This window comes from Isoptericola jiangsuensis (assembly GCF_048320105.1).
Taxonomy (GTDB): Bacteria; Actinomycetota; Actinomycetes; order Actinomycetales; family Cellulomonadaceae; genus Isoptericola; species Isoptericola jiangsuensis_A.
On sequence record NZ_CP182942.1, the window covers coordinates 2819446 to 2843698 of the forward strand.

A 24253-nucleotide genomic window follows, 5' to 3' on the forward strand; every position below is an offset into this window, starting at 1 on the left:
GCGCCGGTCCGGCAGCACGACGACGAAGAGACGTGGGACACCTCGGTCCCCGCGGATTTCGTCGTAGGGCTGCTGGTCCGGTAGCATCGTCGGGCCGGTCCGTCCGGCGGAGGTAGCGTGTCCGAGCGGCCTAAGGAGCACGCCTCGAAAGCGTGTGTGGGTGCAAGTCCACCGTGGGTTCAAATCCCACCGCTACCGCCACCCGAAGGGCCCCACCCGCAGAATCATGCGGATGTGGGGCCCTTCGTCGTTCCCAGGTCACCGGAAACTCACCACTTTGGCTCCCGCGCTGCGTCATCATGGCGGAGTGAACGAGGGAAGCAGTCTGTGGAAGAGCACGGTGTCGGGCGTACTCGCCCTGCTGAACGACGTCGACCCCTACGGTCTGGAGCCCGGCCTCCCGGACGGCGCTCCGCTCGACGAGTACGAGCTCGAAGCCGAACCCATCGCCCGGCACCTCGTCGACGACGGATCGATCACGGTGGAGCAGGTCGACGCGATCTGGCTCCACTGGTTCGACGAGTCGCTCTCGGGTCGGCTCAAGCGGCGCACCCTGAAGAAGTTCATGGTGAGCCTCAACGAGCTGGCGAGCCCGATCCAGCCGTCGTCTTGATTCTCTAGTCGTCACCGGGATCACCGACCTCTCGGCTGTTCCCGATCTCCGACGTCGACGCCTGGGTGATGAGCTGGTCGATCACCGTTCGCAGGTCCGGGGCGACGTGGGTCCGCTTGACGTAGTGCCGCACGGTGGTGCCCTCGTCGGCGTGACCGAGCAGCGCGGTCGCGTTGGCGATGGTGGTGGAGTTGGCGACCTGGGTAGCGACGGTGCGGCGGAAGTCGTGCGGCGTGACCTTGGTGCCGGGCATCGGCCTTCGTGCCGGTCGACGTCTCGCCGACCACCTACGTCGACACCCTCGGAAAGTTCCTCATTGAAGGACTGTCGGCTGAGCCCGGGATCCCCCTTACCGACCTGCTGGCACAGGCGATCGCGGCCACCGCTTCGCAACTCGACCTCTGCCCGGGATCATCGCCATCGAGCACGGTCGCCATAGTTCGGCAGGACGGCGAAGCCGTCGACCTCCTGGTTCTGGGCGACACCCAGATCGCCACGCCGAACGGCATCTACGTCGACGACCGAATCGCCCACATCGCTCAGCAACAACGAGCGGCGTACCAGGCACGTCTTGCGAACGGGTACGGGTACGATGAGACGCACACCAAGATCCTCGCGACCCTACAGACCGAGCAGGCTAGACATCGAAAGGTCGATGGTGGCTACTGGATCGCTGAAGCCGATCCTGCCGCGGCGCAACGCGCAATCATGGTGCAGGTCGGCCTCGAGACCACGCCCTGGTTAGTCCTCGCTACTGATGGCGCCCATCGGCTTGCGCAAAAGCTCGGCCTCGACAACTGGGCCGGTATTGCAGCCAAGAGCAGCATCGAACTCGAGCGGCTCCTCAATAATCTCTACCGCTGGGAGTCAATCGAGGACCCAGGCAGCAAAGAATTTCCCCGCGCGAAGCGGCACGACGACAAAGCTATTGCCGCCGCCCGCCTTAGGTGATACCCGCCTTCCGGGACTGCAATCGACGCCGGAAGCAGCTTCTTGTAGCGCATCAGTCTGGTACGATCTCGCGAATTCCTGCAGGAGCATTGAGAAGAGCCATTGCTTGCGAGCGGGCACTTCTCACGCCATGCACCAGCTTCTCCGCCTTTCCGTCGACAATTTCGACGAAGCTTCGCGATACTAGGACGTCGACAGCGGCTGGTACGAGGTCGCGAAGCTCCGGGGGCAATCCTCGGCGCAGTGCGGAGAACTTCCGAGCACTACCAGCCTGCATAAAGACCTTTCGGAGGACCGTCAGTGCGACACGTTGCACCCCGGTCAATTCTAGAGCCTTAATCTCCGAGACATTCGAACCACCCGGCGAGAATGCTCCAATCTCGCAGTTAGAAAAATGACTGGCCAGTGCTGGCGGGATCTGCGCCCAGCCTTCGATGCTTCCGATAAGTGTGTCGACCAAATGCGGAAAGTCGCCGACGCCCCCATGATCGGCAACGTCAAGAGTCTCGATCACGCAACTAGTCCACGTCGTACCCGCCAACGTCGATGCTTCTTCGCTTACGCTAATTCGCTCGGCAATAACGCCAGTGACACTCGAAGGCGCCTTAGGTGCGGTCATGCCCATCGCGTCCGCAATGCCGATCAGATCGGCTAGGACCGCATCGTACTTCCCGCCATCCATCCGTTGCTTTATGGCGCCCGTGACGATTGCCGGCGAGAACCCCTTTGCGGTCAGCTCATCTGAGCAAGTTTCCCAGACCAGCGTTCCGCTAATTGTGGGCCAACCGGCATCCTCACCGAGTGGGTGATCGGAGTACGGAGCCTGCGCGTAATCTGCCATTCCCAGCCCGAACGCCGCGTCCGCGAGATCTCTGTCGACGAAGAAGCGGACGTCTTCGGTGCCATTGTAAGTCGGTGGGGCGGCAAGACCAGGCAGTCGGAGAAGTGCCTGGATTCCCTCCTCTTCCGGCTCGTACCCGCAAACTTCGACGAACGCCCGGCTCATGTTCGATATGGAGATCCGTTCGCCGCCGGACTCTATGCGCCCATAGACGGCGATTCTGGCGAGCAGTTCAACAAACGTGCTCTCGTCAATCGAGTCAACTCGTTGCGCCTCACGAGTCGCGACCATCCGAATGAGATCGCGCCAGCCAGTCACAGCTCCGCGAGATTGCGGAATTCCTGATACTGCGCTCTCGGAGCGGGTGGACTCGCGGAAAAATGCGATCGCGAGGGGGCGTGTCGGAAGCCATTCAGGAAGTTGGACGCCCTGAGCCAATTGACGAGCCCGAGCATCATCAAAGTCCGCAAGCCGAAAGATTTGATTCTCGTCAATGGCGAGGCACTTGGAGAGCTCTTCGTGATCTCCAAAGTACTGATTTCTCCCTGAAACCGCGACGCCAGCTTCCAGCGGAGTCTGCTCGATCAGTTTTCTTGCGGCGGCGAGAGCGTTCCAGCGCACCTGTCTGAGGTTCTTCACCGAACCAACCCATCGGGTGGGGACCAGTTCGTCGAATCCATCCAGCAGGAGGTGCACACGGCCTGCTCGCCACGCCGAAACTAGCCCAGAGGCACCTTCGAAGCCGATCTCTTCTGCGTGTCGCCGCAGGATCTCGTTCGGAGTTTTGAGGCCGATGCAGTCGCGCAGATTGATGTGTACCGGGAAGCAGCGCTCGTCCGGCGCGCGGAAGTACCGCTTCCGAAGTCGAAAGAATAACTCGCGAAAGGCCGCGCTCTTACCGATTCCGTAATCCCCTGTAACCGCCACTCGTGACGAGGATTCGATTAGGTCGACCAGATCGTTTAGACGCAGAATCTCATTGACGCCACCTTGAAATTCGGGCTCGACGTAGTCCGTGGAAGACGTGTTCGGATACTCGCTGTCGGCAAGATGTGTGGAGGCGCTACCGAAGGGTGCATTTTGGCGGAGACGGATGTATGATTCGATATCAACCAGTAGCTTCTGAAGTACAATAAAACTGAGTGCGCGAATCGTGACGCCTGATTGTTTGGAGATGTTGACGGCCACGGAGCGTTGTTCCGCGGTGGGCTCATCTCTCGTGACGAAGTACCCTGTGGCGCTCTTGAATCGGTTGTCGGGCTGTGATTCTAGGTGCTTCACCAGACGTGCGATTTTTCGAACGTCTTTTTCGGCTTTCGCCTTTGATCTTAGGGTCGTAAACTCGTAGACGCTGATTGAAGTCCCGTCAACGAATGCGCCGTCGTGCTCCGCGCCTTCGAACATGATTGCACCTTGATGACCGAGTGGGTCATGTCGAGCGCGCGCAAGTGCGATCGCCCGCGTTTCAAAGTCGGGGCCATTATCCGATGGGGTGGGGGGAGTCACTTGACCTCCGTATCGCGGGGACCGGCTGCGAACCTCCTGGGAGGTTACTCGTGCAGCGACTCGAATGTAGGTTTTACTCGGAAGTTCACCCACTTTGGCGCGATGCCCGGCGTGTCCGCGACCGCTGGCCGTGTGAGGAGTTTCCTTACTGACTCAAGCGCGCGGCTCCGCCGCGCGTAGAGCAGTCGTTCGGTCGGGGCCCCGCGCTCCGCTCGCAAGCTCGCTGCGCGCACCCCACCCGAACGACTGTCCCGGCGCGTGACGGAGGGCGGGCCCGATGTTCTGGAGCCCGCCCTCGATGGTCCTCGTGTCAGCCCTGCCGACGCTACGTCGATGCACTCCCACACCTACGCCCCGTCCTGCGGGCCTCCGCGACGCCGGCGCCAGAGCCTACGCAGGTCGCCAGGGCGCGTCGGACAGGGTGTGTGCGACTTCGCGGACGTCGTTGGGGAGCGCGCGGAGTTTGCGGAGGTCCGTATGGACGACGGCCTTGAGGCGGCTTCGCCAGGTGCCAGGGTTAGGATCGCCGCGTCGGCGCGCATGACGCCCGATGTGCGGATGGTCGTCGTCCGGCATGGTGAGATCGTAGGACGCCGTGGCGCATCGTGGCTCGATGACCGGTCCCGCACCGAACGCCGACGCGGCGGCCGAATGACGTCAGCGCGCCTCGCCCGTGTCAGAGGGGATCGCCGCACGTGAGGCGAGGAGCCACTCGTCAAGGCTCGGCGTTTCCTCCCAAAGTTCGTATAGCTCAGACTCCTTGCTTCCGGCCAACGCACGATCAATCTGAGCGCGGGTCCATGCGACTCGTTCCGCAGTGACGTGGCTTGCGAAGCTCGCGAGGTTGAACCCCTCCGGAACCTCTGTGCCTGGCTCACCACGAACTGCCCGGACGAGTGCCCCGAGGGCGATCGCGAACACGCCGCCAACGACGCCAAGGTACTCCGGATCGTCGAACGCCCACTGAAGGTCGTCGAAGGCGAACTCCGGCGAAGCGATCTCATCAAGGAGGTCCAAGGCAGTGTCATTGTCAAAGGGTCCGGTGTTCCAAGTTCCCATGGTGGCGATGCTAGCGAAGCTGCTAACGCGAATGACCGGCGATGGCAGCGGAAGCGGCGCCGACGTACGTTCCGGCCCCGCACCGATCGCCGAGCATCCGGCCGGCTCCGGCCCGCGTCAAGGGCGCCTGCGGCGTCGCTGCGCGATGGCCTGCGGCCACCCTTGACCCGGACCTCCGCCGGCCTCTGCTGCTCCGCTATCGGTACGGCGCCTCGGAGTGTCCCCGCCCGGAGGGGGGCCGAAAGGTCTCCGGAATGCCTCCGCTTTCGTCGCCGCATCCGTCCCCACGGGTGCAAGATCGTCCAAGGGTCAGCACTGCGAAAAACCAGGTCAGATGCCAGAAGCACCCAGCCGAGCAGTGCCAGCCAACCCGCTGTTCTCAAGCCCACCGCTACCGCCACCCGAAGGGCCCCACCCGCAGAATCATGCGGCTGTGGGGTCCTTCGTCATCTGCGCGTCGGTGCACGCCGTCCGGGCTCCGTATCATCGACATACTCGCCGGAAGCGGGCAGCGGACGTCTTCGGCAATCGCGCGTCAGGACATGCGGGCTTCGAGTGCAGGCAGTAGTCGTGCACGCAGTGCTGCCGCGTGGCCGTCGACGTCGTCGATCTCGTCCAGGGCGGTGGCGAACGCGCCAGGTGCACCCTGGCGCATCGTGTGGACTCGTTCGAGCAACTCTTCGGTGTCCAGCCGGGCGGACTCCGCGAACTCCGCCCAGTGGCCAGCAGTGATCGAGTCGGCGTCGAACGTGCCGCCGACGCTCATCGAGAGAGCCCGGCGCGATCCTGGCCGCATCTCGTACGCGAGCCCGGATGCGACGTCGTAGAGCGGCGCGAGTCGGACGTCGTCGCCTTTCAGCAAGACGGCGTAGTTGCGGGCATGCGCGTCAGGCGCCGCGACGACCGTGTTGAAGACGAGCCCGTCCACGAATCGGTCGACGTTGCGTCGAGCTGTGGCCGCCGTTGCCGCGGCGTCGCGCAGAAGGGCCACGATCTCGATCGGCGAGGGCCCGCCGAACTCCTCGTACTTCTCAACGTTGCCGAGGGCCTGGCACAGGTCCTCCTGGTGGAGCCTCTCCACCGTGCCGTCCGTTCGCCGTCGTCGGTCGAAGCGGGTGACGACGATGGCATCCTCGCTCTTGAAGGACGTGAACTCCGTGTCCGCGACGTCGACGCCGAGCAGCCGAGCGGCGCGCATCGAGACGTGCTCGAGCAGCGCCTGCGCCGCCATCCGGCGAATCCCCGGCTTGATGATGTGGGTGGTGGCCGCGGCGCCTTGGGCGACGTACCACCCGTCAGGTTCCCGTGGCAGCGCGATTTTCTGCTGCGTCCCGCCGAGAGACCAGTGCTCGCCTGCCATGGTCCATGCCGTGTTCTCGTCGGTGTCCATCTCGGCGAGGCGCATCTCGATGTCGATGGTCGTGCACTCCTCCAGGGTTCCGGCGCGCTCGATGGTCTCGTCGATCTCGTCCTCGGGGCAGAACTGCACCGCGCCGGCACAGTCCTTGCCGATCGCGGAGAGCACCTGGAGCACGTCGTCCGCGTCGACGCCGTGACGGCGCGCGATCGCGCGAAGCGCTCCGGGGTGATCGGGTATGAGGCCGCGCACGAAACGTTCGACGGCGTCTCCGCGGTGCGTGGGTTCGCTGGTGGGCAGGGAGAGTGAGAGGGGAGTGGCGCTGGGTTCGCGCGCCTCGTCGAGATAGTCGAGGCGAAGCCTGCCCGACCTGGTGCGTCGGAGGTTCGCGACGTGGCGGCCTTCGAGCAGGACGGCGAGGTGGTTCGCGCCGGCCATCTCAGGCGCTCTCGTGGTCGTCGCGGATGGTGAGGCTCGCGTCGAGCTGGTCGAGCACGCGCAGGAGGAGCGACATCTCCAGACCGGGGGTTCGGCCGCTCTCGAGCCCCACGAGCCACTGCCGGGACACCCCGGCAGCCCGCGCGAGCTCGGCCTGGGTCAGGCCTCGATCGTGGCGCAGGCGGCGGACCGCTGCACCCAGCCGAGACAGCGACCTCGCGTTGAGCAAGGACGGGGAATCCATGTTGTCAACGTACGGCGACACCGCTGCCGTGTCAACGTGCGGCGACATGGGTCACCTGTCGCTGTATGTTGACATTCGACGAGCGGCCCGGGCGGCAGGGAAGTGTCGGCAGGCGTTCCGCCCCCGCTCAGTGGAGGGCGAACAACACGGCGAACGCCACGAGCGCGGCGGCGGCGGCGACCCCCGTCGCGGCCAGCAGCCGAACGCCCCGGCGCCAGCTGTTCCCGAGCACCAGGGTCGCACCGACGACGCCGGCACCGAGGATCAGTCCGTCGGTGATGCCGTCGTCCGGGTAGCCGACGCCCCACGACACCCAGGCCGCCGTCGCCAGCCCTGCGACGGCCCCGGCCGCCCACAGGGGCAGCTCGACGTTCGTGAAGACCGCGACGAGACCCACGACTGCGAGGGTCGCGAGCATCGGGAGCAGCGCCCAGATCAGCAGGGAGTAGACGACGAAGACCGGCATGGCGAAGGTGAGGTTCCGCCAGACGACCTCAGCGCGCGTCCCATCGTCGTCCGCGCCGAGTTGACCCAACGCGCGCGCAGCGGCGTCGGGGCACTCTGGTTCGCGGTCACCGGTCCGACGCTATCGGGCTCGTGACGTCGACGTCGTGCGGCACGGACCTGCCGCCCGACAGGCTGCGCACGGCGAGCGTGAGGGGGAGCGCGGCGAAGAGCAGGGCGAAGAGGCCGAAGGGCAGCACCGTCCCGACGAGCACCACCATCACGCAGCAGACGGCCAGGGCGCTCGCGAGGAGCGGGCGCCAACGCCCCGACCGGACGCCGGCGACGACGGCGAGGACGACGGCGACCAGGCCTGCGACCGCAGCGGCCCACGCCGTCGCGGACTCGAAGACGCCGCCGGGCCGGTACGCCTCGAAGTCGTCGTCCTGGCCGCGCGCTGCCGCCAGGTCCTCGAGCCGGAAGGTGTCACGCCAGCCGAGAGTGCCCTCGCACATCAACCACGTCGCCGCCATCACGGCGACTATGACGGCACACGTCGCCACCGTGGCCCAGCGTTCCTGCGTCGAGCTCATTCTCGATCTCCTGTCCCGTCGGTGACCACAGAGTTCCACGTCGACAGTCGGAATGTCCTGATCTGTGCCCGCCTCATCGCAGAACATGCCCCGGCGTCGGACGCTACGGTGAGCGCACCCGCACCGAAGGAGGCCGCATGGACGCGCACCCCGGTGAGTCGAGCGCTGCGACCGCCGACAAGCCCGGCACGCCGGCGCCTGGCGCGTTCCGCGGGATCATGCTGATCTTCCTCGGTCTGGTCCAGGTCGGTGTCGCGTGGCTGTTCGCCGGCCACTGGCTGGAGAACCTCGGTCCGCGCCTCGACGGGGTCGCCACCGTGCCCGTCTGGGTGAGCGCAGCCACGATGGCGCTCGCCGTGGGGGCCGTGGCCGTCGAGGCCGTGCGGTTCCTGCGACGTCGACGGGATCCTGTCCAGGTCGCCCTGACGGCCATGGTCCTGCTCCAGGTCGCCATGCTCGTCGAGTCCGCCCTGGTCTCCTAGAGGCTGAACGGGTCAGGAGCTCTCGGCGAAGGTGTTGCGGTCGCCGCCGTCGGTCACGTCGCCGACGGTCTCCGCCCCGACCTCGTTGTCGTTGCCGTGCACGGCGACCGCCGTGACGTCGTCCTCCACCGACACGACGTTGCGGTCGCCGTGGATCTCCACGGTCCCGAGCTGCACGCCCTCGATCGTGTTCTCCTGACCGGAGATCCGCACGGCCTCCGGCACGGCGTCGGCCACGACGTGGTTGCGGTCGCCGTTGATCTCGACCTGCTCGACGTCGACACCCGTGACGTCCACGGTGGTGTCGGTCCCGCTGATGCGGACGAGGGCGCAGTCGTCGCCGAGCTCGAGGTCGAGGCCCGTCCCGAGCTCGACCACGCCGTCGACGCACGCGACGCCGTCGTCGTCGGAGCAGGACGTGAGGGCGAGGGCCGCCGTCGCCACGGCGAGCACGGTCAGCAGGGGGCGTCGCATGGCAAGCATCACCCGAGGGTAGGGCGCCGGCCCCGGTCCGTCGCGTCGGCCGGGCGGCTCAGGCGATGAGCGACTGGCCGCCGTCCACGAACACCTCGGTGCCGGTCACGTGGCTCGCAGCGTCCGAGACGAGGTAGGCGATGGTGTCGGCGACCTGCGACGCGGCCCCCGGCTCGCGTCCCGTGAGGGGAATCTGCCCGTCGGGGAAGTCGGCCCGCACCCCCAGCCCGTCGGTGTTGCGCTGCTCGGTGTTGTCGTCGATCTCGGTCTCGATCGCGCCCGGGCAGACGGCGTTGACCCGCACCCCGCGCGGCCCGAGCTCCACGGCGGCCATGCGCGCGAACGCGACCTGACCCGCCTTGCTCGTCGCGTACGCGGACGCCCCGGAGTTGCTGAACGTGCGCGTGCCGTTGATGGACGCCACGACGACGACGGCACCCCCCTGGCGCAGCAGCAGCGGCAGCGCGTACCGCACGGTCAGGAACGTCCCCGTGAGGTTGGTGGTGATGGTGCTCGACCACTCTTCAGGCTCCAGCTCCTCCAGCGGCGCCCAGACGCCGTTGACCCCGGCGTTCGCGACGACGACGTCGAGCCGGCCCAGCTCGTCCTCCACGCGGGCCGCCACCGCGCGCATCGCGTCCGCGTCCCCGACGTCCGCGGCCACGGGCAGCACCGTGCCGCCGTCGCGCCGGATCTCCGCGGCGACGTCCTCCGCGCTCTCCTGCCGGTGCCCCAGCGCGACGATCGTGGCGCCGTCCTGCGCGAGGCGTACCGCCGTCGCCCGTCCGATCCCCGAACCCGTGCCGGTGACCAGCGCGACCTTGCCGTGCAGCGTCACGATGTCTCCCTTCGTCGTCCCTGCTGTCGCCCTCGACGCTAGCCACCGCGTCCCGGTCGCGCATCGGCAATGAGCTGTCCGCGCCTGGACAGCCCTGGGAGAGTGGTCGTGTGAGCGACACCTTCGACGCCCTCCTCGACGCCGGCGCGTCCGCGGACGTGTCCGGCTGGGACTTCTCCTGGCTGGACGGCCGCGCGACGGAGGAACGGCCCCCGTGGGGCTACGCCCGCCTGATGGCGCAGCGCCTCGCCACTGCGGAGGCGTCGCTCGACCTCCAGACCGGGGGTGGGGAGGTCCTCGCCGAGGCGACGACGTTCCCGCCGACGGCGGTGGCCACCGAGTCGTGGCCGCCCCACGTCGCCCGTGCGACGCAACGCCTGCACCCGCGGGGCGTCGTCGTGGTCGCCGACCCGGACGAGCCGCCGCTACCGTTCGCGGACGGCGCCTTCGACCTGGTGACGAGCCGCCACCCGGCGACGATCTGGTGGGAGGAGGTCGCCCGCGTCCTGCGCCCGGGTGGCACCTACCTGGCCCAGCACGTCGGCCCGGGCAGCGTGTTCGAGCTCATCGAGTTCTTCCTCGGCCCCCAGCCGGCGGCACACCGCGGCCGCCACCCCGACGACGAGACCGCCGCCGCCCGGGTGGCGGGCCTGGAGATCGTCGACCTGCGTACCGCCCGCCTGCGCATCGAGATCCACGACGTCGCCGCCGTCGTCTACCTGCTGCGCAAGGTGATCTGGTGGGTGCCGGGCTTCACGGTGGAGGCGTACCGGGACCGGCTGCGAGACCTGCACGACCTCATCGCCGCCGAGGGCCCGTTCGTCGCGCACTCGACGCGGCACCTGGTCGAGGCCAGGCGTCCGTGACCTGCCAGGGCCGAGGTGCTCTCCGCACGGATGTCAGCGGCGACCCGGCCGTTCGACGTCGTACAGCGTCGTGGTGCCGGACACCTCGTTGGCGACGGCGAGCATCGGCCGCCACGTCGGGGAGGCGTACCAGGGCACGAACGTGATGCCCTCGGGCCCGAGGTCGCCCGCGGCGGCCAGCGTCTCGCCGACGTCGGCACCGTCGTCGAGCGCGTCCTCGACGGACACGGAGTAGTCGCGGTTGGACACGTACGACACGAACGACGTCTCACGCGGGCGCGAGATGTCGAACGTCACGACGCCGCCGGCGCGCTCCAGCCCGACGAACGCGTACGTGCGCCCGGACACCTCGCCGATGGTCAGCGCCTCCGGCTCGGGGCCCTTGTCGTCGCTGCGGCCCTCGAAGCTCGTCTCCGAGTGGTTGGTGTTGAACGCCTCGCCCAGCGCCTCGACGGTCACCTGCTCCAGCGTCTCCCCGGAGTCGAACACGAGGTCGCCGTCCGTGGTCCAGATGGAGAACGAGCGGCCGCCCATCGCGTACAGCTCGGCGTAGCAGGAGCCGTCGGCGCGCAGCCCGGAGGCGGTGGTGACGTTGAGGCGGCCGAGGCCGGCGTCGTCGAGCAGCGTCGCGGCGGGGGAGTCCTCGCACACGGGCGCGAGGCCGTCCTCACCGAGGTCCTTCACCCGGGCGGGCTCCACGTAGTCGCCCCACTCGCGGGCGTCGCCCTCGTTCGCGGTGACGAGGTACTCGGTGCCGCGCACGGAGTACGACGCGATCGTGTCCGGCATGTACAGGCCCTTGACGGGCACGGTGCGGACGTTCGCGGCGCCGTCCCGGTCGCTCGGGTCGATGCCCTGCCCGGCGACCGAGTGGTCCTTCGACCCCAACGACCAGACGTCCTCCACCCGCGCGCGCCGGAGGTCGACGACGGCGATCGCGTTCGCCTCCTGCAGCGTCACGTACGCGGTGCGCGAGTCCTTCGAGACGGTCACGTACTCGGGCTCCAGGTTGCGCGAGACACGGTGGGCCAGCGAGCCCGACGCGTCCGCGACGTCCGGCCCGAAGACGCGCACGCCGTCGGGCAGCGCGTCGCCCTCGAAGGCGTGGAAGTCCGCGATGCTCACGTCCTTCTGCCGGATGCTGCCGGCCTTGCGCTTGAGCCACGGCAGGTCGACGACGGCGACGGACCCCTCGGGGTCGACGCTGTAGTCGTCCGCGGGCTCGCCCTCGTTCGCGACGACGGCGGTGCGGCCGTCGGGGGAGACGGTCACCATGTCCGGCAGGGCGCCGACGCGCACCGCACCGAGCGCGGCACCGCGGCCCGCCGCGTCGAAGAACACCAGCCAGCCGCGATCGGTCTTGACGTCGGACTCCACGGCGACGACGCCGAGCCCGTCGGGGCGCACCACCACGGAGTTCGCGACGGCGCCGTCCGGGACCGTCGAGCCGTCGGCGGCCTGCACGCCCGTGGTCTGGACCGTGAAGAGCTCGGTGGGCTTCGTCGGGTTCCGCACGTCCAGGGCGCGCACCTGGGCCGCGTGCGCGTCGACGGTGAACATGCGCCGGGTCAGCGCGTGGTAGGCGACGATCTCCTGCGCGGACTCGTCGAACACGCCCGTGGAGTAGGTGCCCAGCGGGTCCAGGGTGAGGGCGGCGCCGTCGGCCAGGTGCTCGACCGGCTCGAGCCCGGCCGCGGAGGCCGGCAGGGCGAGGGGCAGCGACAGGGCTGCGGCGGCGGTGAGCGCTAGCGCGGCTCGGCTGGTGCGTGACAAGGAGGTCCTCCGTGGTCCCGGGGCGCGCGCAGGCCGCGACGCCCGTCGCTCGCACGCTAGGGACGGCGGGTAGCGGGCCGGCCCCCGTCCGGTGAACCGGTCATGTCCCGGCGATGAACGCCTCGGCGGCGTCCCGCTGCGGCGACGTGGACAACAGGTCGGCCGTGGACAGCAGGTCGGCCGGGGGCAGCAGGGCCGGCGCGGGGGCGGTGCGGCGCAGGTCGTCGACGACGGCGCGCACCAGCCCCGGCAGGAAGTCGCGTCCCCGGTTCATCAGCCACGGCACGCCGGCGACCGCCAGCCAGCCGGTCCGGGCGGCCACCGACGGCGCGGGCGGCGGCGCGGGCAGCCGGTGGACGTGCCCGTGCAGGTCCCCGCCCGCCAGGCGGTGGTACGCCCCGGCCGCGAGGTAGCGGTGCCCCAGCGCCGACGGATGGACCCGGTCGACGTGCCACGCCGCCGCACCGATGCCCTGCAGCGACCCCGCGACGTCGAACAGGGCCGTGCGGTCCACCGCCGCGCACGCTGCCGCGCACATCCGCACCGCGGCGTTCACCGCGGCGATCCTTGCCCGCATGACGCGCCGCACCCGCCCCGGGAAGAGCTCGAACAGACCGATCGGCGGCAGCGTCGCCAGGACGACGACGGCACCGCGGGCGTGCAGCTCCCCGACGGCGCGCGACAGGTGGCGCGCCACCTCGGCGGGGCAGAAGTCGCTGCGGAGCGCGTCGTTGCCGCCCACGACGAGCGTGACGACGTCCGCGCGCAGGGCGAGGGCGTCGTCGAGCTGCTCCTCGACGACCGTCCGGGCTCGCGACCCGTCCCGGGCCAGGTTGGTGAACGCCGCCGCCCCGACGAGGGTCGCCAGGTGCGCGGCCCATCCGGGCCCGTGCGGGGCGACCGGTCCGACGGCGTCCCCCACCCCCGAGGTGATGGAGTCGCCGAGCGCGACCATCGTCGGGCCGCTCATCGTGCACCGCCGTCGCCGACCCGCGCCACGGGTCGCATGTCCGCCCGCGGGGGTGGGCCCGTCCGGGCCGACGGTCCCGCGCTCGTCGCGTGGTGCAGGGCGAGCATCGCCTCGCCCGTCGCGGCCCACCCGAACAGCTCGGCCCGTGCCCGCGCCGCCGCCCGCCGTGCCGCCACGGGCCTGTCCAGCACCTCGCGCACGGCCAGCGCCAACGGTCCCGGTTCGGGGGACGCCCACGCGCCTGCCGCGCCCACGACCTCCGGCAGCGCGCTCGTGGCGCTGCACACCACCGGCGTCCCCGACGCCAGCGCCTCCAGCGCGGCCAGCCCGAACGTCTCGATCGGCCCCGGGGCGACGACGACGTCGGCGCTCGCCAGCAGTGCCGCCACCCGGTCGCGCTGCGGCACGAACCCGCAGAACCGGTGGTCGATCCCCAGGCGCTGCGCTCGCCGGCGCAGTGCCGTCAGCTGCGGCCCGCTGCCCGCGACGACCAGACGCACCCCCACGCCGTCGGCCACCAGGCGACCCACGGCGTCGACGGCCAGGTCGACCCGCTTCTCCCGCGAGAGCCGGCTGACCACCAGCACCACCGTCTCCCCGCGCGGGGCGAGGCACCGCCGCAGCGGCGCCTCGAAGCGGTCCGGGGTGAAGCGGTCGAGGTCGACGCCGAGCGGCACCCGGTGCAGCGGCGGCAGGCCGTGCGCGCCGTCCTGCCCGCCCGGGCCTGCCGGACGCCGTCGTGCCGCGAGGCGCTCCACCTCGCCCGCCGCGAACTCCGTCGTCGCCACCAGCCGGTCGAACCGGCCGAGCGTGCGGGCGTTCCAGGCGTCCGCCACGACCGGGGTGAGCGCCCGGACCGCGCCCGCCGGGCGGGCTCCGCTGCCCGCCCCGGGCCAGAACGCCGCCAGGACGCCGTCGAGCCGTTCGTGCAGCATCACCAGAGACGGCACGCCGGCGTCACGCGCCCACAGACCCAGCCCCGTCAGGGAGGCACGGTCGGACACCTCGAGCCGGTCCGGCGCCAGCGCCTCCAGCACCGAGCGCACCACCGCCGGCCGCACCACCATCCGGTACCCGGGCGCGCCCGGCACCCGGGGCGCCGGGACCTGGACCACCCGCACGCCGGCGGCGTGGTGCACGTGCGCCGTCGGGCCGGGCACCACCAGGACCGGCTCGTGGCCGCTCCTCAGGTACTCGTGGGCCAGGGCGTGCATCGCGGTGCGGATGCCGCCCGACCGCGGCGCGTACGCGTTGGCGACGTGCACGATGCGCATCTCAGACCCCCGCGGGCAGTCGGACCGCCTCGTAGTGCTCCAGGAGCTCGTGGCACACCTTCGCCCAGGTGCGACCCAGTGCGCGCTCGCGGGCCGCCTGCCCGAACGCACGGCGCTTGCGGTCGTCGCCCAGCAGGTCGGCGACGTGGGACCGCATGGCCGCGAGGTCGCCGGGCGGGTAGAGCCAGCCGGTGTGGGAGTGCGCGACGACGTCGACGGGCCCGCCCGCGGCCGGTGCGACGACGGGCACCCCGGAGGCGAGGGCCTCCTGCAGGGTCTGCCCGAAGGTCTCCAGCTCGCCCGGGTGGACGAACACGTCGAGGCTCGCCATCGCGCGCGCCAGCTCGGCGCCGCGCAGGAGCCCGGTGAAGTGCGCACCGGGCAGCAGCTCCTGCAGCAGCGCACGCTCGGGGCCGTCGCCGACGACGACGAGGCGGACGTCGGGCAGGTCGGCCAGGGCGCGCAGGTCCTCGACCTGCTTCTCCGCGGCCAGGCGGCCCACGTAGCCGACCAGCCGGGGGCGGCCGTTCCCGACCTCGTGCCGCCAGTCCTCGTCGCGGGCGCCGGGGTGGAACTGCACGGTGTCGACGCCGCGACCCCAGCGGTGCAGCCGGGGGATGCCGCGGGCGCGCAGGTGGTCCATGGTCGGGGTCGAGGGGGCGAGGTTCACGCTGGCGCGCAGGTGCAGGTTGCGCACGCGGCGCCACAGCAACGGTTCGAGGTGGCGCATCCCGTACCGGGCGGCGTAGCCGGGGACCTCGGTCTGGTAGACCGCGACGGTCGGCACCCCGAGCGCCTCGGCGGCCTGCAGGCCGCGGTAGCCGAGCATGAACGGCGAGGCGAGGTGGACGACGTCGGGCCCGAACGCGGCGAGGGTGCGCTCGATCCGCGCCCGCTGGCCGACGACGACCCGCACGTCGGGGTAGCCCGGCAGCCCGACGGCCGGCACTTCCACCACGGGGGCGCCGTGGACGAACGGCGGGACGTCGCCGTCGTCGCAGTCGGGTGCCAGGACGAGTGCCTCGTGCCCGGTACCGCGGAGATGGTCGAGGACCCGCAGCACGGAGTTGGTGACCCCGTTCACCTGCGGGAGGAAGGACTCGGCGACGATCGCTACCCTCACGTCTTGCACTGTGGTGCCGGGGAGTGACCGGCGGGGGTGCGTGCGGCGACGTGTCGGGGTCGAGTGGCCGAACAGACGGCGAACGTTCGCCCCGAAGCGCGCGGACCGGGCGCTACGGCGCGGGTTCGGCGACCGGCCGCTCGGGGGCGAGGAGCCCGACCCGCACGATCCGGGCGACGGCACCGATCATCAGCGCCACCAGGGCGAGGTTGCGCAGCGCCTCGACGACGATCATCCAGGACTCGCCGTTGAGGAACGGCCCGTACGCCACCGGGTAGACCAGGTAGGTGCCGTACGCGACGAGCACCATGCCGAGGGCGGGCGGCCACCACCAGCGCAGGGGACGCCCGGCGGGCACGGCGGCGAGCGCGACCGCCACCGGGGGCCCGATCCAGGCGATGAACTGCGGCGAGCCCACCTTGTTGAACACGATGAGCGCCACCAGCAGCGCGGCGGCGGACAGCAGCGTGAGCTCGTAGCGCTGGGTCGGTCGGCGGCGCGCGGACCACCAGGTGACGGCGGCGATCGCCAGCACGGCCAGGACGAGCAGCCAGTCGAGGGCGTCCGCGACGGCACGGGCGGAGTCGCCGGTGAACTCGTAGGTGAAGATCTCGTCGTTGTACTCGATGGTGACGCTCGGGTCCCACCACCGCGACATCGAGAACCAGGTGCCGGCCACGGACTCGGCCTGCAGGGTGCGGGCGCTCTGCTGGCCGAACACGCTGAGCGCGCGGGTGCCGGCGCCGCCGGCGAGGGCGAGGCCGACCACGACGACGGACACGATCGCACCGGGCACGACGACGGCGCGCAGCAGGTCGCGCAGGTCGCGGCGGGTCGCGGCGATCGCGACGACGACGGCGCCCGGGGCGATCTTGATCCAGGCGCCGGCCGTGGCGATGGCGGTGGCGACCCGCGGGTGGCGCAGGGCGAGGACGAGGGCGACGAGGATCAGGGGTGCGACCACGCCGTCGAGCCGCCCGAGGAAGATGGGGCCGAGCGCGAGCAGGAACACGAGCCACCACCACGCGCCGAGCGCGCCGCGCGGGGTGGCCCGGACGAGGACGATCGTGGCGACGGCGTCGAGCGCGACGATCATCGCGGTCCACAGGATCTGGTAGCCGACGACGCTGTCGGTGAAGACCGCGGGCAGCACCACCGGCACGAGGGCGCCCGCGGGGTACACCCACTCGTAGTCGAGGACGGGCCACTCGCCGACGCTCTGTCCGTGGCGGGCCCACCACTCGTAGAGGGTGACGTCGCCGAAGATCGTGTTCTGCCAGGTGATGGCTTCGTGGACGAGGCGGGCGTGGACGACGACGAACGCGAGGGTCAGCAGCCAGGGGCTCGCCAGGAGCCGGCCGCCGCGGTCGGCCTCGGTGGCCACCGGGGGAGCGGGGTCCGGCGGGTGGGTGGGGCGGGGGTCCGCGTCGTCGGGCACGGGGAACATGGTGGCAGACCGGGGCGTCCGGCGGGAGGACGTCCGTCCGGGCGCGGGCGCGGACGGCTTCGGCAGGGTGATACCCCGTATCGCTTGACTGATACGGAGTCGCGGGAGCATGATGAGAGAAGACCGGCGCCGCTGCCCACCAGCCTCGGGCAGCGGCGCCGTCGTCCACGCGCTGCAGAGAGAGAACCTCATGAACCGCCCCGCCCCCGCCCTGCTCGGCGTCACCGCCCCCGACTACGACGTCGCCACCCCCTCCGACGTCGACTACGCGGCCGCCTTCGCCGACGTCGCCCCCGAGGTGCGCGCCCACCAGCTCGCCGTGCGGGCCTTCGTCCAGGACGAGGTGCTGCCCGTCATCGACGGCTACTGGGAGCGTGCCGAGGTCCCGTTCGACCTGGTCAAGAAGCTGGGCGAGCTCGACCTCCTGCGCGACGGCGTCGACGTCCCCGGCCACGAGCCGGTGAGCTTCATGGCCGAGGGGCTGGCCAGCATGGAGATGTCCCGCGGCGACGGCTCCGTCGCGACGATCTGCGGCGTCCAGGGCGGGCTCGCCCTGCGCTCGATCGTCATGCACGGCTCGCCCGAGCAGATCGAGCGGTACGCCGAGCCCATGGCGCGCGGGGAGATCCTCGGCGCGTTCGCGCTCACCGAGCCCACCCACGGCTCGGACTCCGTCTCGCTGGAGACCACCGCCCGCCGCGAGACCCGCGACGGCGTCGAGGGCTACGTCATCGACGGCGAGAAGAAGTGGATCGGGTTCGGCTCCTGCGGCGACATCACCGTCGTGTGGGCCCGGCTCGTGGGCGAGGACGGGGACAACCAGGTCCACGGGTTCATCGTCCCGCAGGACACCCCCGGCTACACGGGCACCACCATCGAGGGCAAGCTCGCGCTGCGCGCCATCTGGCAGGCGCACATCGTGCTCGACGACGTGTTCGTCCCCGCCGACGCCGCGCTGCCCGGCGCGACGTCGTTCAAGGCGACGTCCCAGGTGCTCTTCGCGACCCGGCTCTCCGTCGCCTGGTCCGCCGTCGGGCACGCCGTGGCCTGCTACGAGGCCGCCGTCGCGTACTCCCGTCAGCGCATCCAGTTCGGCAAGCCGCTCGCCGCCAAGCAGATGGTCCAGGAACGGCTCACGCGCATGCTGTCGACGCTCACGCAGATGCAGCTGCTCGTGGGGCGCCTCACCGAGCTCGCCGACGCCGGGCAGCTCACCGGCGAGCAGGCCTCGCTCGCCAAGTACACGTGCACGCGGGGGGCGCGGGAGATCGCCTCGGTCGCCCGCGACATGCTGGGCGGCAACGGCATCCTGCTCGCCAACCGGGTCGCGCGGCACTTCGCCGACGTCGAGGCGCTGCACACGTACGAGGGCACCGAGTCGATGAACGCGCTCATCGTGGGCCGCGACATCACCGGTGTCTCCGCGTTCGCCTGAGGTGCAGCGCAGGGTGAGGGCCGCAGCGGAGCAAGGCACTCGCCTGGAGCGGAGCCGACGGCGAACGCGGTTCTCCACGGTGTTCGCCTGAGGTGCAGCGCAGGGTGAGGGCCGCAGCGGAGCAAGGCACTCGCCTGGAGCGGAGCCGACGGCGAACGCGGTTCTCCACGGTGTTCGCCTGAGGTGCAGCGCAGGGTGAGGGCCGCAGCGGAGCAAGGCACTCGCCTGGAGCGGAGCCGACGGCGAACGCGGTTCTCCACAGCGTTCGCCTGAGGCGGCCGCCACAAGTTTTCCCGACTGTTCCCGGCGTGGGTCGACGCCGGCAACACGTGCGCCGGGGCGCGGGTCACCAGCCCTGCTGCCCGGCGCACCCCTCGGCCGGGCGTCGTCCTGTATCCCCGGGACGGCGCCCGGCTTCTCTCGTGCCGCGCGGCGCGGGTCAGCTCGAGATGATGGTGGCGGTCGTCAGCGGCAACATCACGGCGACCATCACGGCGGCGTTGACCGCCTCGACGGACCTGGTCACGGCGGTGTTCGCCCAGGACCCTTCGCTCAGCTCCTTGACGCGGGCCTCGGCCTGCTTGCGGTGCTCTGCGGGGACCAGCGTCTTCACCAGGGACGTGCCGTGGGTGAGGGAGAGCAGTGCTGCCGTCGTCGGGCTCGGCGCCCGGTGCCCGAGCAGCACGTCCGCGCACTCCGCCCGCAGCGCGGTCTCGTGCGACGAGTCCGTGGCGGGCCACGAGGTGGTGGGGAAGATCCCCAGGAAGCGCCCTTCCTGGCGGCGCAGGATCCGCCGGTCGGCGAGCCCGGAGAGCAGAGCCTCGGTCACGCCCTTCGCCAACGGTGCCACGAGGTTCTCGGGCTTGCGCGGCTGCCGCCCGACGACGTCGAGCGCACCGTCGAGCACCGGGTGCCCGGTGGGCGACGGGTCGAGGACGACGACGGTGCCGGGCTTGGCCGCTGAACCTGCGGACGTCGTCGTGCCCGGTCCGGCGACGTCGACCCGCCCGGCCAGGGCGAGCTCGAGCAGGAGCGCGCCGGCGACCCGGTGCTCCAGGTGGGTGAGCCAGGCGTCCGGCTTGCCGGTCGTGTCGTCGTAGGCGAGCAGCAGCAGGTCCTCCGCGATGAGCATGGCTCCATCATGCCCATCTGCGGACGCCGGGCACATCCCCCGTCAGGCGGTCAGGCCGGCCTGCTCGCGCCGGTTGACCCGCCACCACACGAAGAACCCGACGAGCGTGAACGCGCCGTAGAAGATGTACATGAGCGATGTCGCGAAGTAGCCGGCGTCCCACAGCAGGGGCACGCCCACGACGTCCACCGCGACCCAGATCAACCAGAACTCCACCCAGCCGCGCGCCATCCCGTACGTCGCGAGCAGGGAACCCATGAAGATCCACGCGTCCGCCCAGACCGGCTCGTACGATCCGAGCACGCGGAACAGGGGGGTCAGGGCGAGGGTGCCGCCGACCAGCGCGACGACCAGCAGGACGCGTTGGCCCCAGGTGGCCCACTGCGGGTGCACGCCCTCGCCGCCCGACGACGGCACCCTGCCGTCCGCGCGGACCTCCAGGGCCTGCTTGCGGGTCTCGCGCCAGCGCATCCAGCCGTAGACCGACACGGCGATGAACATGACCTGGCGGCCCGCCTGGCCGAGCATGTTCGCGCGGTCGGCGTCTCCGAACTGCGACCCCATGAACACGGTGAACAGCAGCACGTTGCCGACGATCCCCACCGGCCAGGCCCACACCTTGCGCCGCATGCCGCCGAGCGCGGACGCGAGGCCGAACCCGTTGCCGATGACCTCGCGCCACAGGATCTGCTCGTCGCCGACGGTGAAGGTCGCGCTGAACAGCCAGTCGATCATCTCGGCTCCCGGGAGGTCAGGCGAGCACGTCGCGCACGGCGCGCGCGACGTCGTCGGGTCCGGCGCCGTGCTCCAGGACGGCGACGACGACGCGACGTCCGGCGACGGCGGACTCGTCGGGCGTCGTCGACGACCCGGGTGTCGTGGAGGACGGCGCGGCGGCCGCGCGGCGCAGGTCGGCGAACGCCTCCTCCAGGTCGGGGCGCAGGTCGAGGTGGGGGTTGCGCAGCCAGCGGCGCAGCACGGCGTTGTGGACGGCGACGACGGAGGCCGCGAACGCGATGGACATGGTCGTCATCGAACGGTCGGGCGGCAGGGTGTCGCGCAGGTAGGCGGTGAAGGCGCGCTCGTAGCGGTGCGTCGTCACGAGCTCGCGGTCGCGCAGCGCGGGGACCTGCTGCAGCAGGGCGTGGCGGGCGAGGGACGTCTCACGCTGGCCGACGTGGTGGTCGAACACGAGCCGGGCCGCACGGCAGACCTCCAGGTAGGGGTCGACGGCGGGGTCCCAGGCGGACTCGCGGCTGCGGTTGATCTCCTCGCTGGCGCGCGCCTCCGGCCGGGTGGCGGCCAGCATGACCACGACCTCCTCGAGGAGGAGCTCGTGGTCGGCGAAGACGACGTCCTCCTTGGAGCGGTACCGACGGAAGAACGTCGCGCGGCTGACCCGGGCGGCGTCGGCGATCTCCTCGACCGTGGTCTGCTCGTAACCCTGGCGGGAGAACAGGTCGATGGCGGCGTCGACGGCCTGGGCGTGGGTGTGCGTCCGGACGGCGGTCATGGCAGGAGGCTACTCCGGGGTGAGACTGCGTCGCGCGCGGTCCGCCGGCCGGGACGCCTGCGGCCTAGATGTACTGACCCGGGACGTTGTTCACGCGGTCGATGGGGCGTAGGCCGCCGATGCCGGTGTGATCAACGGCGCGGGTCGTGGGCGTCGGTCTCGAACCGGTCTCGCTGCGCGGAAGCCCCTCCCCATCCGCGTGAGGTTTGCCTATCCTGTGTCCGTGACCACGTCCCTGCTCGAGCTGCGCGGCCTGCGCGTCCGGCACCACCTGCCGGACGACGACGGCGCGTACCGGCTCGGCGCCCCCGCGCCCTGCGGGGTCGACCTGGAGGTGCGCCCGGGCGAGGTGGTCCTGCTGCTCGGCCCGTCCGGCTGCGGCAAGTCCACGCTCGCGCTGGCGACGAACGGCCTGGTGCCGCACGTCGTCGCCGCCGACGTCGAGGGCACCGTCACCACCGCCGGGCACGACGTCGCCGCCCGGCGCACCCCCGAGCTCGCGGGGGACGTCGCGATGGTGTTCCAGGACCCGGACGCGCAGGTCGTCACCGGTTCCGTGCTCGACGAGGTGTGCTTCGCCCCGGAGAACCTCTGCGTCCCGGCCGACGAGATCCTGGAGCGCGCGGAGCAGGCGCTGCGCACCGTCGGGCTGTGGGAGCGGCGCGCCGACGACCCGGCCGTGCTGTCCGGGGGAGGGCGCCAGCGCCTCGCCCTGGCGTGCGCGCTCGCGGCGGGCGCGCGCCTGCTCGTGCTCGACGAGCCTACCGCCAACCTCGACCCGGCCGGCGTGGAGGAGGTCTACGCCGTCCTGCAGGGCCTCGCGGCGGCCGACCGTGGCGTGCTGCTCGTCGAGCACGACCTCGACGCCGCGGTGTGCGTCGCCGACCGGGTGGTGGTGCTCGACGGCGAGGGGCACCTCGTGGCGGACGGTCCCGTCCGGGAGGTCCTGACCGGGCAGGCGCAGCAGCTCGCCGACCTCGGCGTGTGGCTGCCCACGGCGACGCTGGCCGCGCTGCGCCTGCGTGCCGCGGGCGTCGTCGCCGACCCGTTGCCGCTGCACCCCGAGGAGCTGACGGCCGCGCTCGACGCGCTGCCCGGTCTCCCCCCGCCGTCCGCACGCCCCCGGGTCGCCGCCCGTCCGGGCGACGGTCCGGCCGGGCCGGTCGTCAGCGTGCGCGGCCTCAGCGTTCGCCGCGGCGGACGCACGGTGCTGGACGACGTCGACCTCGACGTCGAGCGCGGCGACCTGCTCGCGCTCGTCGGGGCCAACGGGGCGGGCAAGACGACGCTCGCGCAGGTCCTCGCCGGGGTGCTGCGGCCCCGACGGCGCGACGTCGCCGGCACGGTGCGCGTCGCCGGCCTCGACCCGCGCCGGGCACCCGTGCGCGACCTGACCGACGCGGTCGGCTTCGTGTTCCAGAACCCCGAGCACCAGCTCGTGACGTCCCGCGTCGACGACGAGCTCGCGCTCGGCCTGCGCCGCCGAGGCCTGCCCGAGGACGAGGTCGCCGCCCGCGTCGACGACGTGCTGCGCCGCTTCGGGCTCGCCCACCTGCGCGACCGGCACCCGTTCTGGCTGTCCGGCGGGCAGAAGCGCCGCCTGAGCGTCGGCACCGCGATCGTCAGCCGCCCCGACGTCCTCGTCCTCGACGAACCCACCTACGGCCAGGACCGTGAGCGGGCCGTCGAGCTCCTCGACCTGCTCACGGGGCTGCACGACGACGGCACCACCGTCGTCGTCGTGTCCCACGACATGCAGCTCGTGGCCGAGCACGCGACCCGAGTCGTGGCGCTCGCCGGGGGTCGCGTGGTCGCCGACGGACGGCCCGACGTCGTCCTCGGGGACGACGCCGTGCTGGCCGCCGGGCTGCGGGTGCCGCCCCTGGCGCGGGCGATGCGGTCCCTGCGCGACCCCGGCTGGCGGGGCGTCACCCGGCTCGCGGACCTTCCGGACGTGCAGCTCGTCGGGGCCGAGGCATGACCGCCGTGCCGAGCGACGCGCCGACCAGCGTGCTGACGAAGGTGCCGACCGGCGTGCCGACAGCGCCCGCGAGCGCGCCGGGCCCGCGCTCGGCGGCCGTGCCGCGGGGGAGCCTGACCGACCTGCGCTCCTACAACCCGCTGGTGAAGATCCTCGGACCGTTGCCGGTGATGGTGTTCGTCGTCACCACCCGGGACGTGCTGACCCCGGCGCTCGTCGCCGCGGCCGTGCTGGTCACGATCCTCGTGATGGGCCGCCCCCGTGGGCGCGTGCTGGCCGGCCTGCTGCTCGGCCTGCCCGCGCTGTGCCTGGTCATGACGTTCTCCTTCGGGCTGCTCACCGACCCCGCGACCGTCGACGACACCCGCCTGCTCGCCGTGGTGGGCCCGTTCCAGGTGTGGTCCGGGGCGCTCGCCGTCGGCCTCGCCACGGCGCTGCGCACCGCCGCGCTGCTGCTGCTCGTCCTGCTCGGCGGGCTGACGACGTCGGGCGCGGACCTCGTGCGGTCCCTCACCCAGCAGGCCCGGCTGCCGTACCGCGTCGGGTACGCGGCGCTGGCGGCGCTGCGGTTCGTGCCGCGGTTCGGCCACGAGCTGGAGGTGATCCAGGGCGCGCACCGGGTGCGCGGCGTGGCGTCCGGGCGGGGACCGCTGGCCGCCGTGCGGCGCTGGCTCGCCACCGTCGTCCCGCTCCTCGCCGGTGGGATCCGGCACGCGGAGCGCGTCTCGCTGGCGATGGAGGCGCGCGGTTTCGGCGCCCACCCGCGGCGCACCGAACGTGTCCTCGTCCCCTTCGGCGTCCGCGACGTCGTCCTGCTCGTCTCGATCTGGGCCGGCGGTGCGCTGTGCGCCGTCCTGGCCGCCGTCCTCGTCTGAACCTGGCCGCCGTCCTCGTCTGAA

Annotated in this window: 24 protein-coding genes and 1 tRNA gene; 8 read left to right on the forward strand and 17 right to left on the reverse strand. The window is 71.3% G+C overall.

What is annotated here, in order from left to right:
• The first annotated feature begins 111 nt into the window (after window positions 1-111).
• Window positions 112-201 (forward strand) — tRNA-Ser (locus tag ACNHYB_RS12910).
• A gap of 106 nt (window positions 202-307) precedes the next feature.
• On the forward strand, window positions 308-613 hold the full coding sequence (locus tag ACNHYB_RS12915; protein WP_418275743.1) for a hypothetical protein: 306 nt from the start codon (window positions 308-310) through the stop codon (window positions 611-613).
• 4 nt (window positions 614-617) lie between these two features.
• Here the strand turns inward: ACNHYB_RS12915 and ACNHYB_RS12920 are convergent, their stop codons facing one another.
• Window positions 618-866, reverse strand: a complete 249-nt coding sequence (locus ACNHYB_RS12920; RefSeq protein WP_418275744.1) for a hypothetical protein — start codon at window positions 864-866, stop codon at window positions 618-620.
• Between the two features lie 8 nt (window positions 867-874).
• Here ACNHYB_RS12920 and ACNHYB_RS12925 point away from each other — a divergent pair, with 8 nt between their 5' ends.
• Window positions 875-1564 (forward strand): hypothetical protein, encoded by a 690-nt coding sequence (locus tag ACNHYB_RS12925; protein WP_418275745.1) that lies wholly within the window; start codon window positions 875-877, stop codon window positions 1562-1564.
• Window positions 1565-1616: 52 nt separating this feature from the next.
• Here ACNHYB_RS12925 and ACNHYB_RS12930 read toward each other — a convergent pair whose 3' ends face one another.
• From ACNHYB_RS12930 to ACNHYB_RS12955, 6 genes are all read right to left on the reverse strand, one after another.
• Entirely contained in the window at window positions 1617-3809 is a 2193-nt protein-coding gene (locus ACNHYB_RS12930; RefSeq protein WP_418275746.1) for a hypothetical protein, read from the reverse strand.
• A gap of 759 nt (window positions 3810-4568) precedes the next feature.
• Complete coding sequence (locus tag ACNHYB_RS12935) at window positions 4569-4970, reverse strand: DUF4259 domain-containing protein (protein WP_418275747.1); 402 nt, start codon at window positions 4968-4970, stop codon at window positions 4569-4571.
• A gap of 535 nt (window positions 4971-5505) precedes the next feature.
• Complete coding sequence (locus tag ACNHYB_RS12940) at window positions 5506-6765, reverse strand: HipA domain-containing protein (protein ID WP_418275748.1); 1260 nt, start codon at window positions 6763-6765, stop codon at window positions 5506-5508.
• 1 nt (window position 6766) lies between these two features.
• Window positions 6767-7009, reverse strand: a complete 243-nt coding sequence (locus tag ACNHYB_RS12945; RefSeq protein ID WP_418275749.1) for a helix-turn-helix transcriptional regulator — start codon at window positions 7007-7009, stop codon at window positions 6767-6769.
• A gap of 127 nt (window positions 7010-7136) precedes the next feature.
• Window positions 7137-7475, reverse strand: a complete 339-nt coding sequence (locus ACNHYB_RS12950; RefSeq protein WP_418275750.1) for a hypothetical protein — start codon at window positions 7473-7475, stop codon at window positions 7137-7139.
• 106 nt (window positions 7476-7581) lie between these two features.
• Window positions 7582-8046: a hypothetical protein gene (locus ACNHYB_RS12955; RefSeq protein WP_418275752.1), complete on the reverse strand. Its 465-nt coding sequence runs from the start codon at window positions 8044-8046 to the stop codon at window positions 7582-7584.
• A gap of 137 nt (window positions 8047-8183) precedes the next feature.
• Between ACNHYB_RS12955 and ACNHYB_RS12960 the strand changes: the two genes are divergently transcribed.
• A complete protein-coding gene (locus tag ACNHYB_RS12960; protein WP_418275753.1) occupies window positions 8184-8528 on the forward strand; it encodes a hypothetical protein in 345 nt (114 codons plus the stop codon).
• A 12-nt stretch (window positions 8529-8540) separates the two neighbouring features.
• On the opposite strand, the gene ACNHYB_RS12965 is transcribed toward ACNHYB_RS12960, so the two are convergent.
• Both ACNHYB_RS12965 and ACNHYB_RS12970 read right to left on the reverse strand, forming a co-directional pair.
• Window positions 8541-9011, reverse strand: coding sequence for a DUF3060 domain-containing protein (locus ACNHYB_RS12965; protein ID WP_418275754.1), 471 nt, complete (start codon window positions 9009-9011; stop codon window positions 8541-8543).
• A gap of 49 nt (window positions 9012-9060) precedes the next feature.
• Window positions 9061-9840 carry an SDR family oxidoreductase gene (locus ACNHYB_RS12970; RefSeq protein WP_418275755.1) on the reverse strand — a complete coding sequence of 260 codons (780 nt, stop codon included), beginning with the start codon at window positions 9838-9840 and terminating at the stop codon, window positions 9061-9063.
• 110 nt (window positions 9841-9950) lie between these two features.
• On the opposite strand from ACNHYB_RS12970, the gene ACNHYB_RS12975 reads away from it, so the two are divergent.
• On the forward strand, window positions 9951-10706 hold the full coding sequence (locus ACNHYB_RS12975) for a class I SAM-dependent methyltransferase (RefSeq protein WP_418275757.1): 756 nt from the start codon (window positions 9951-9953) through the stop codon (window positions 10704-10706).
• Between the two features lie 33 nt (window positions 10707-10739).
• Here the strand turns inward: ACNHYB_RS12975 and ACNHYB_RS12980 are convergent, their stop codons facing one another.
• The 5 genes from ACNHYB_RS12980 to ACNHYB_RS13000 form a co-directional block, all read right to left on the reverse strand.
• A complete protein-coding gene (locus ACNHYB_RS12980; RefSeq protein ID WP_418275758.1) occupies window positions 10740-12479 on the reverse strand; it encodes a choice-of-anchor I family protein in 1740 nt (579 codons plus the stop codon).
• Between the two features lie 100 nt (window positions 12480-12579).
• The gene (locus ACNHYB_RS12985; RefSeq protein WP_418275759.1) at window positions 12580-13449 is read right to left on the reverse strand and encodes an SGNH/GDSL hydrolase family protein; all 870 of its coding nucleotides are present in this window, start codon (window positions 13447-13449) and stop codon (window positions 12580-12582) included.
• On the reverse strand, window positions 13446-14723 hold the full coding sequence (locus ACNHYB_RS12990; protein ID WP_418275760.1) for a glycosyltransferase: 1278 nt from the start codon (window positions 14721-14723) through the stop codon (window positions 13446-13448). Before ACNHYB_RS12990 ends, ACNHYB_RS12985 begins: the two co-directional genes overlap by 4 nt.
• Before the next feature lies 1 nt (window position 14724).
• Complete coding sequence (locus tag ACNHYB_RS12995; RefSeq protein WP_418275761.1) at window positions 14725-15846, reverse strand: glycosyltransferase family 4 protein; 1122 nt, start codon at window positions 15844-15846, stop codon at window positions 14725-14727.
• A gap of 112 nt (window positions 15847-15958) precedes the next feature.
• On the reverse strand, window positions 15959-17293 hold the full coding sequence (locus ACNHYB_RS13000; protein ID WP_418275762.1) for a glycosyltransferase 87 family protein: 1335 nt from the start codon (window positions 17291-17293) through the stop codon (window positions 15959-15961).
• Between the two features lie 190 nt (window positions 17294-17483).
• On the opposite strand from ACNHYB_RS13000, the gene ACNHYB_RS13005 reads away from it, so the two are divergent.
• The gene (locus ACNHYB_RS13005; protein WP_418275763.1) at window positions 17484-18728 is read left to right on the forward strand and encodes an acyl-CoA dehydrogenase family protein; all 1245 of its coding nucleotides are present in this window, start codon (window positions 17484-17486) and stop codon (window positions 18726-18728) included.
• Between the two features lie 439 nt (window positions 18729-19167).
• Here the strand turns inward: ACNHYB_RS13005 and ACNHYB_RS13010 are convergent, their stop codons facing one another.
• From ACNHYB_RS13010 to ACNHYB_RS13020, 3 genes are read right to left on the reverse strand one after another with little or no spacing between them, the layout of a single operon-like run.
• A complete protein-coding gene (locus tag ACNHYB_RS13010; protein WP_418275765.1) occupies window positions 19168-19860 on the reverse strand; it encodes a GOLPH3/VPS74 family protein in 693 nt (230 codons plus the stop codon).
• A 42-nt stretch (window positions 19861-19902) separates the two neighbouring features.
• A complete protein-coding gene (gene pnuC / locus ACNHYB_RS13015; protein WP_418275766.1) occupies window positions 19903-20595 on the reverse strand; it encodes a nicotinamide riboside transporter PnuC in 693 nt (230 codons plus the stop codon).
• Between the two features lie 16 nt (window positions 20596-20611).
• On the reverse strand, window positions 20612-21373 hold the full coding sequence (locus ACNHYB_RS13020; protein ID WP_418275767.1) for a TetR family transcriptional regulator: 762 nt from the start codon (window positions 21371-21373) through the stop codon (window positions 20612-20614).
• 223 nt (window positions 21374-21596) lie between these two features.
• Between ACNHYB_RS13020 and ACNHYB_RS13025 the strand changes: the two genes are divergently transcribed.
• Together ACNHYB_RS13025 and ACNHYB_RS13030 are read left to right on the forward strand one after the other, a co-directional pair.
• Window positions 21597-23354, forward strand: coding sequence for an ABC transporter ATP-binding protein (locus ACNHYB_RS13025; protein WP_418275769.1), 1758 nt, complete (start codon window positions 21597-21599; stop codon window positions 23352-23354).
• Entirely contained in the window at window positions 23351-24229 is an 879-nt protein-coding gene (locus tag ACNHYB_RS13030) for an energy-coupling factor transporter transmembrane component T (protein ID WP_418275770.1), read from the forward strand. The genes ACNHYB_RS13025 and ACNHYB_RS13030 overlap by 4 nt, the downstream gene beginning before the upstream one ends.
• The last annotated feature ends 24 nt before the right edge of the window (window positions 24230-24253 follow it).

Coding starts and splice junctions, on each gene's coding strand:
- ACNHYB_RS12920 (WP_418275744.1), bottom strand. CDS start 866: ATGCCCGGCACCAAGGTCACGCCGCACGACTTCCGCCGCACCGTCGCT.
- ACNHYB_RS12930 (WP_418275746.1), bottom strand. CDS start 3,809: ATGTTCGAAGGCGCGGAGCACGACGGCGCATTCGTTGACGGGACTTCA.
- ACNHYB_RS12935 (WP_418275747.1), bottom strand. CDS start 4,970: ATGGGAACTTGGAACACCGGACCCTTTGACAATGACACTGCCTTGGAC.
- ACNHYB_RS12940 (WP_418275748.1), bottom strand. CDS start 6,765: ATGGCCGGCGCGAACCACCTCGCCGTCCTGCTCGAAGGCCGCCACGTC.
- ACNHYB_RS12945 (WP_418275749.1), bottom strand. CDS start 7,009: ATGGATTCCCCGTCCTTGCTCAACGCGAGGTCGCTGTCTCGGCTGGGT.
- ACNHYB_RS12950 (WP_418275750.1), bottom strand. CDS start 7,475: ATGCCGGTCTTCGTCGTCTACTCCCTGCTGATCTGGGCGCTGCTCCCG.
- ACNHYB_RS12955 (WP_418275752.1), bottom strand. CDS start 8,046: ATGAGCTCGACGCAGGAACGCTGGGCCACGGTGGCGACGTGTGCCGTC.
- ACNHYB_RS12960 (WP_418275753.1), top strand. CDS start 8,184: ATGGACGCGCACCCCGGTGAGTCGAGCGCTGCGACCGCCGACAAGCCC.
- ACNHYB_RS12965 (WP_418275754.1), bottom strand. CDS start 9,011: ATGCTTGCCATGCGACGCCCCCTGCTGACCGTGCTCGCCGTGGCGACG.
- ACNHYB_RS12985 (WP_418275759.1), bottom strand. CDS start 13,449: ATGAGCGGCCCGACGATGGTCGCGCTCGGCGACTCCATCACCTCGGGG.
- ACNHYB_RS12990 (WP_418275760.1), bottom strand. CDS start 14,723: ATGCGCATCGTGCACGTCGCCAACGCGTACGCGCCGCGGTCGGGCGGC.
- ACNHYB_RS13000 (WP_418275762.1), bottom strand. CDS start 17,293: ATGTTCCCCGTGCCCGACGACGCGGACCCCCGCCCCACCCACCCGCCG.
- ACNHYB_RS13005 (WP_418275763.1), top strand. CDS start 17,484: ATGAACCGCCCCGCCCCCGCCCTGCTCGGCGTCACCGCCCCCGACTAC.
- ACNHYB_RS13010 (WP_418275765.1), bottom strand. CDS start 19,860: ATGCTCATCGCGGAGGACCTGCTGCTGCTCGCCTACGACGACACGACC.
- pnuC (WP_418275766.1), bottom strand. CDS start 20,595: ATGATCGACTGGCTGTTCAGCGCGACCTTCACCGTCGGCGACGAGCAG.
- ACNHYB_RS13020 (WP_418275767.1), bottom strand. CDS start 21,373: ATGACCGCCGTCCGGACGCACACCCACGCCCAGGCCGTCGACGCCGCC.
- ACNHYB_RS13030 (WP_418275770.1), top strand. CDS start 23,351: ATGACCGCCGTGCCGAGCGACGCGCCGACCAGCGTGCTGACGAAGGTG.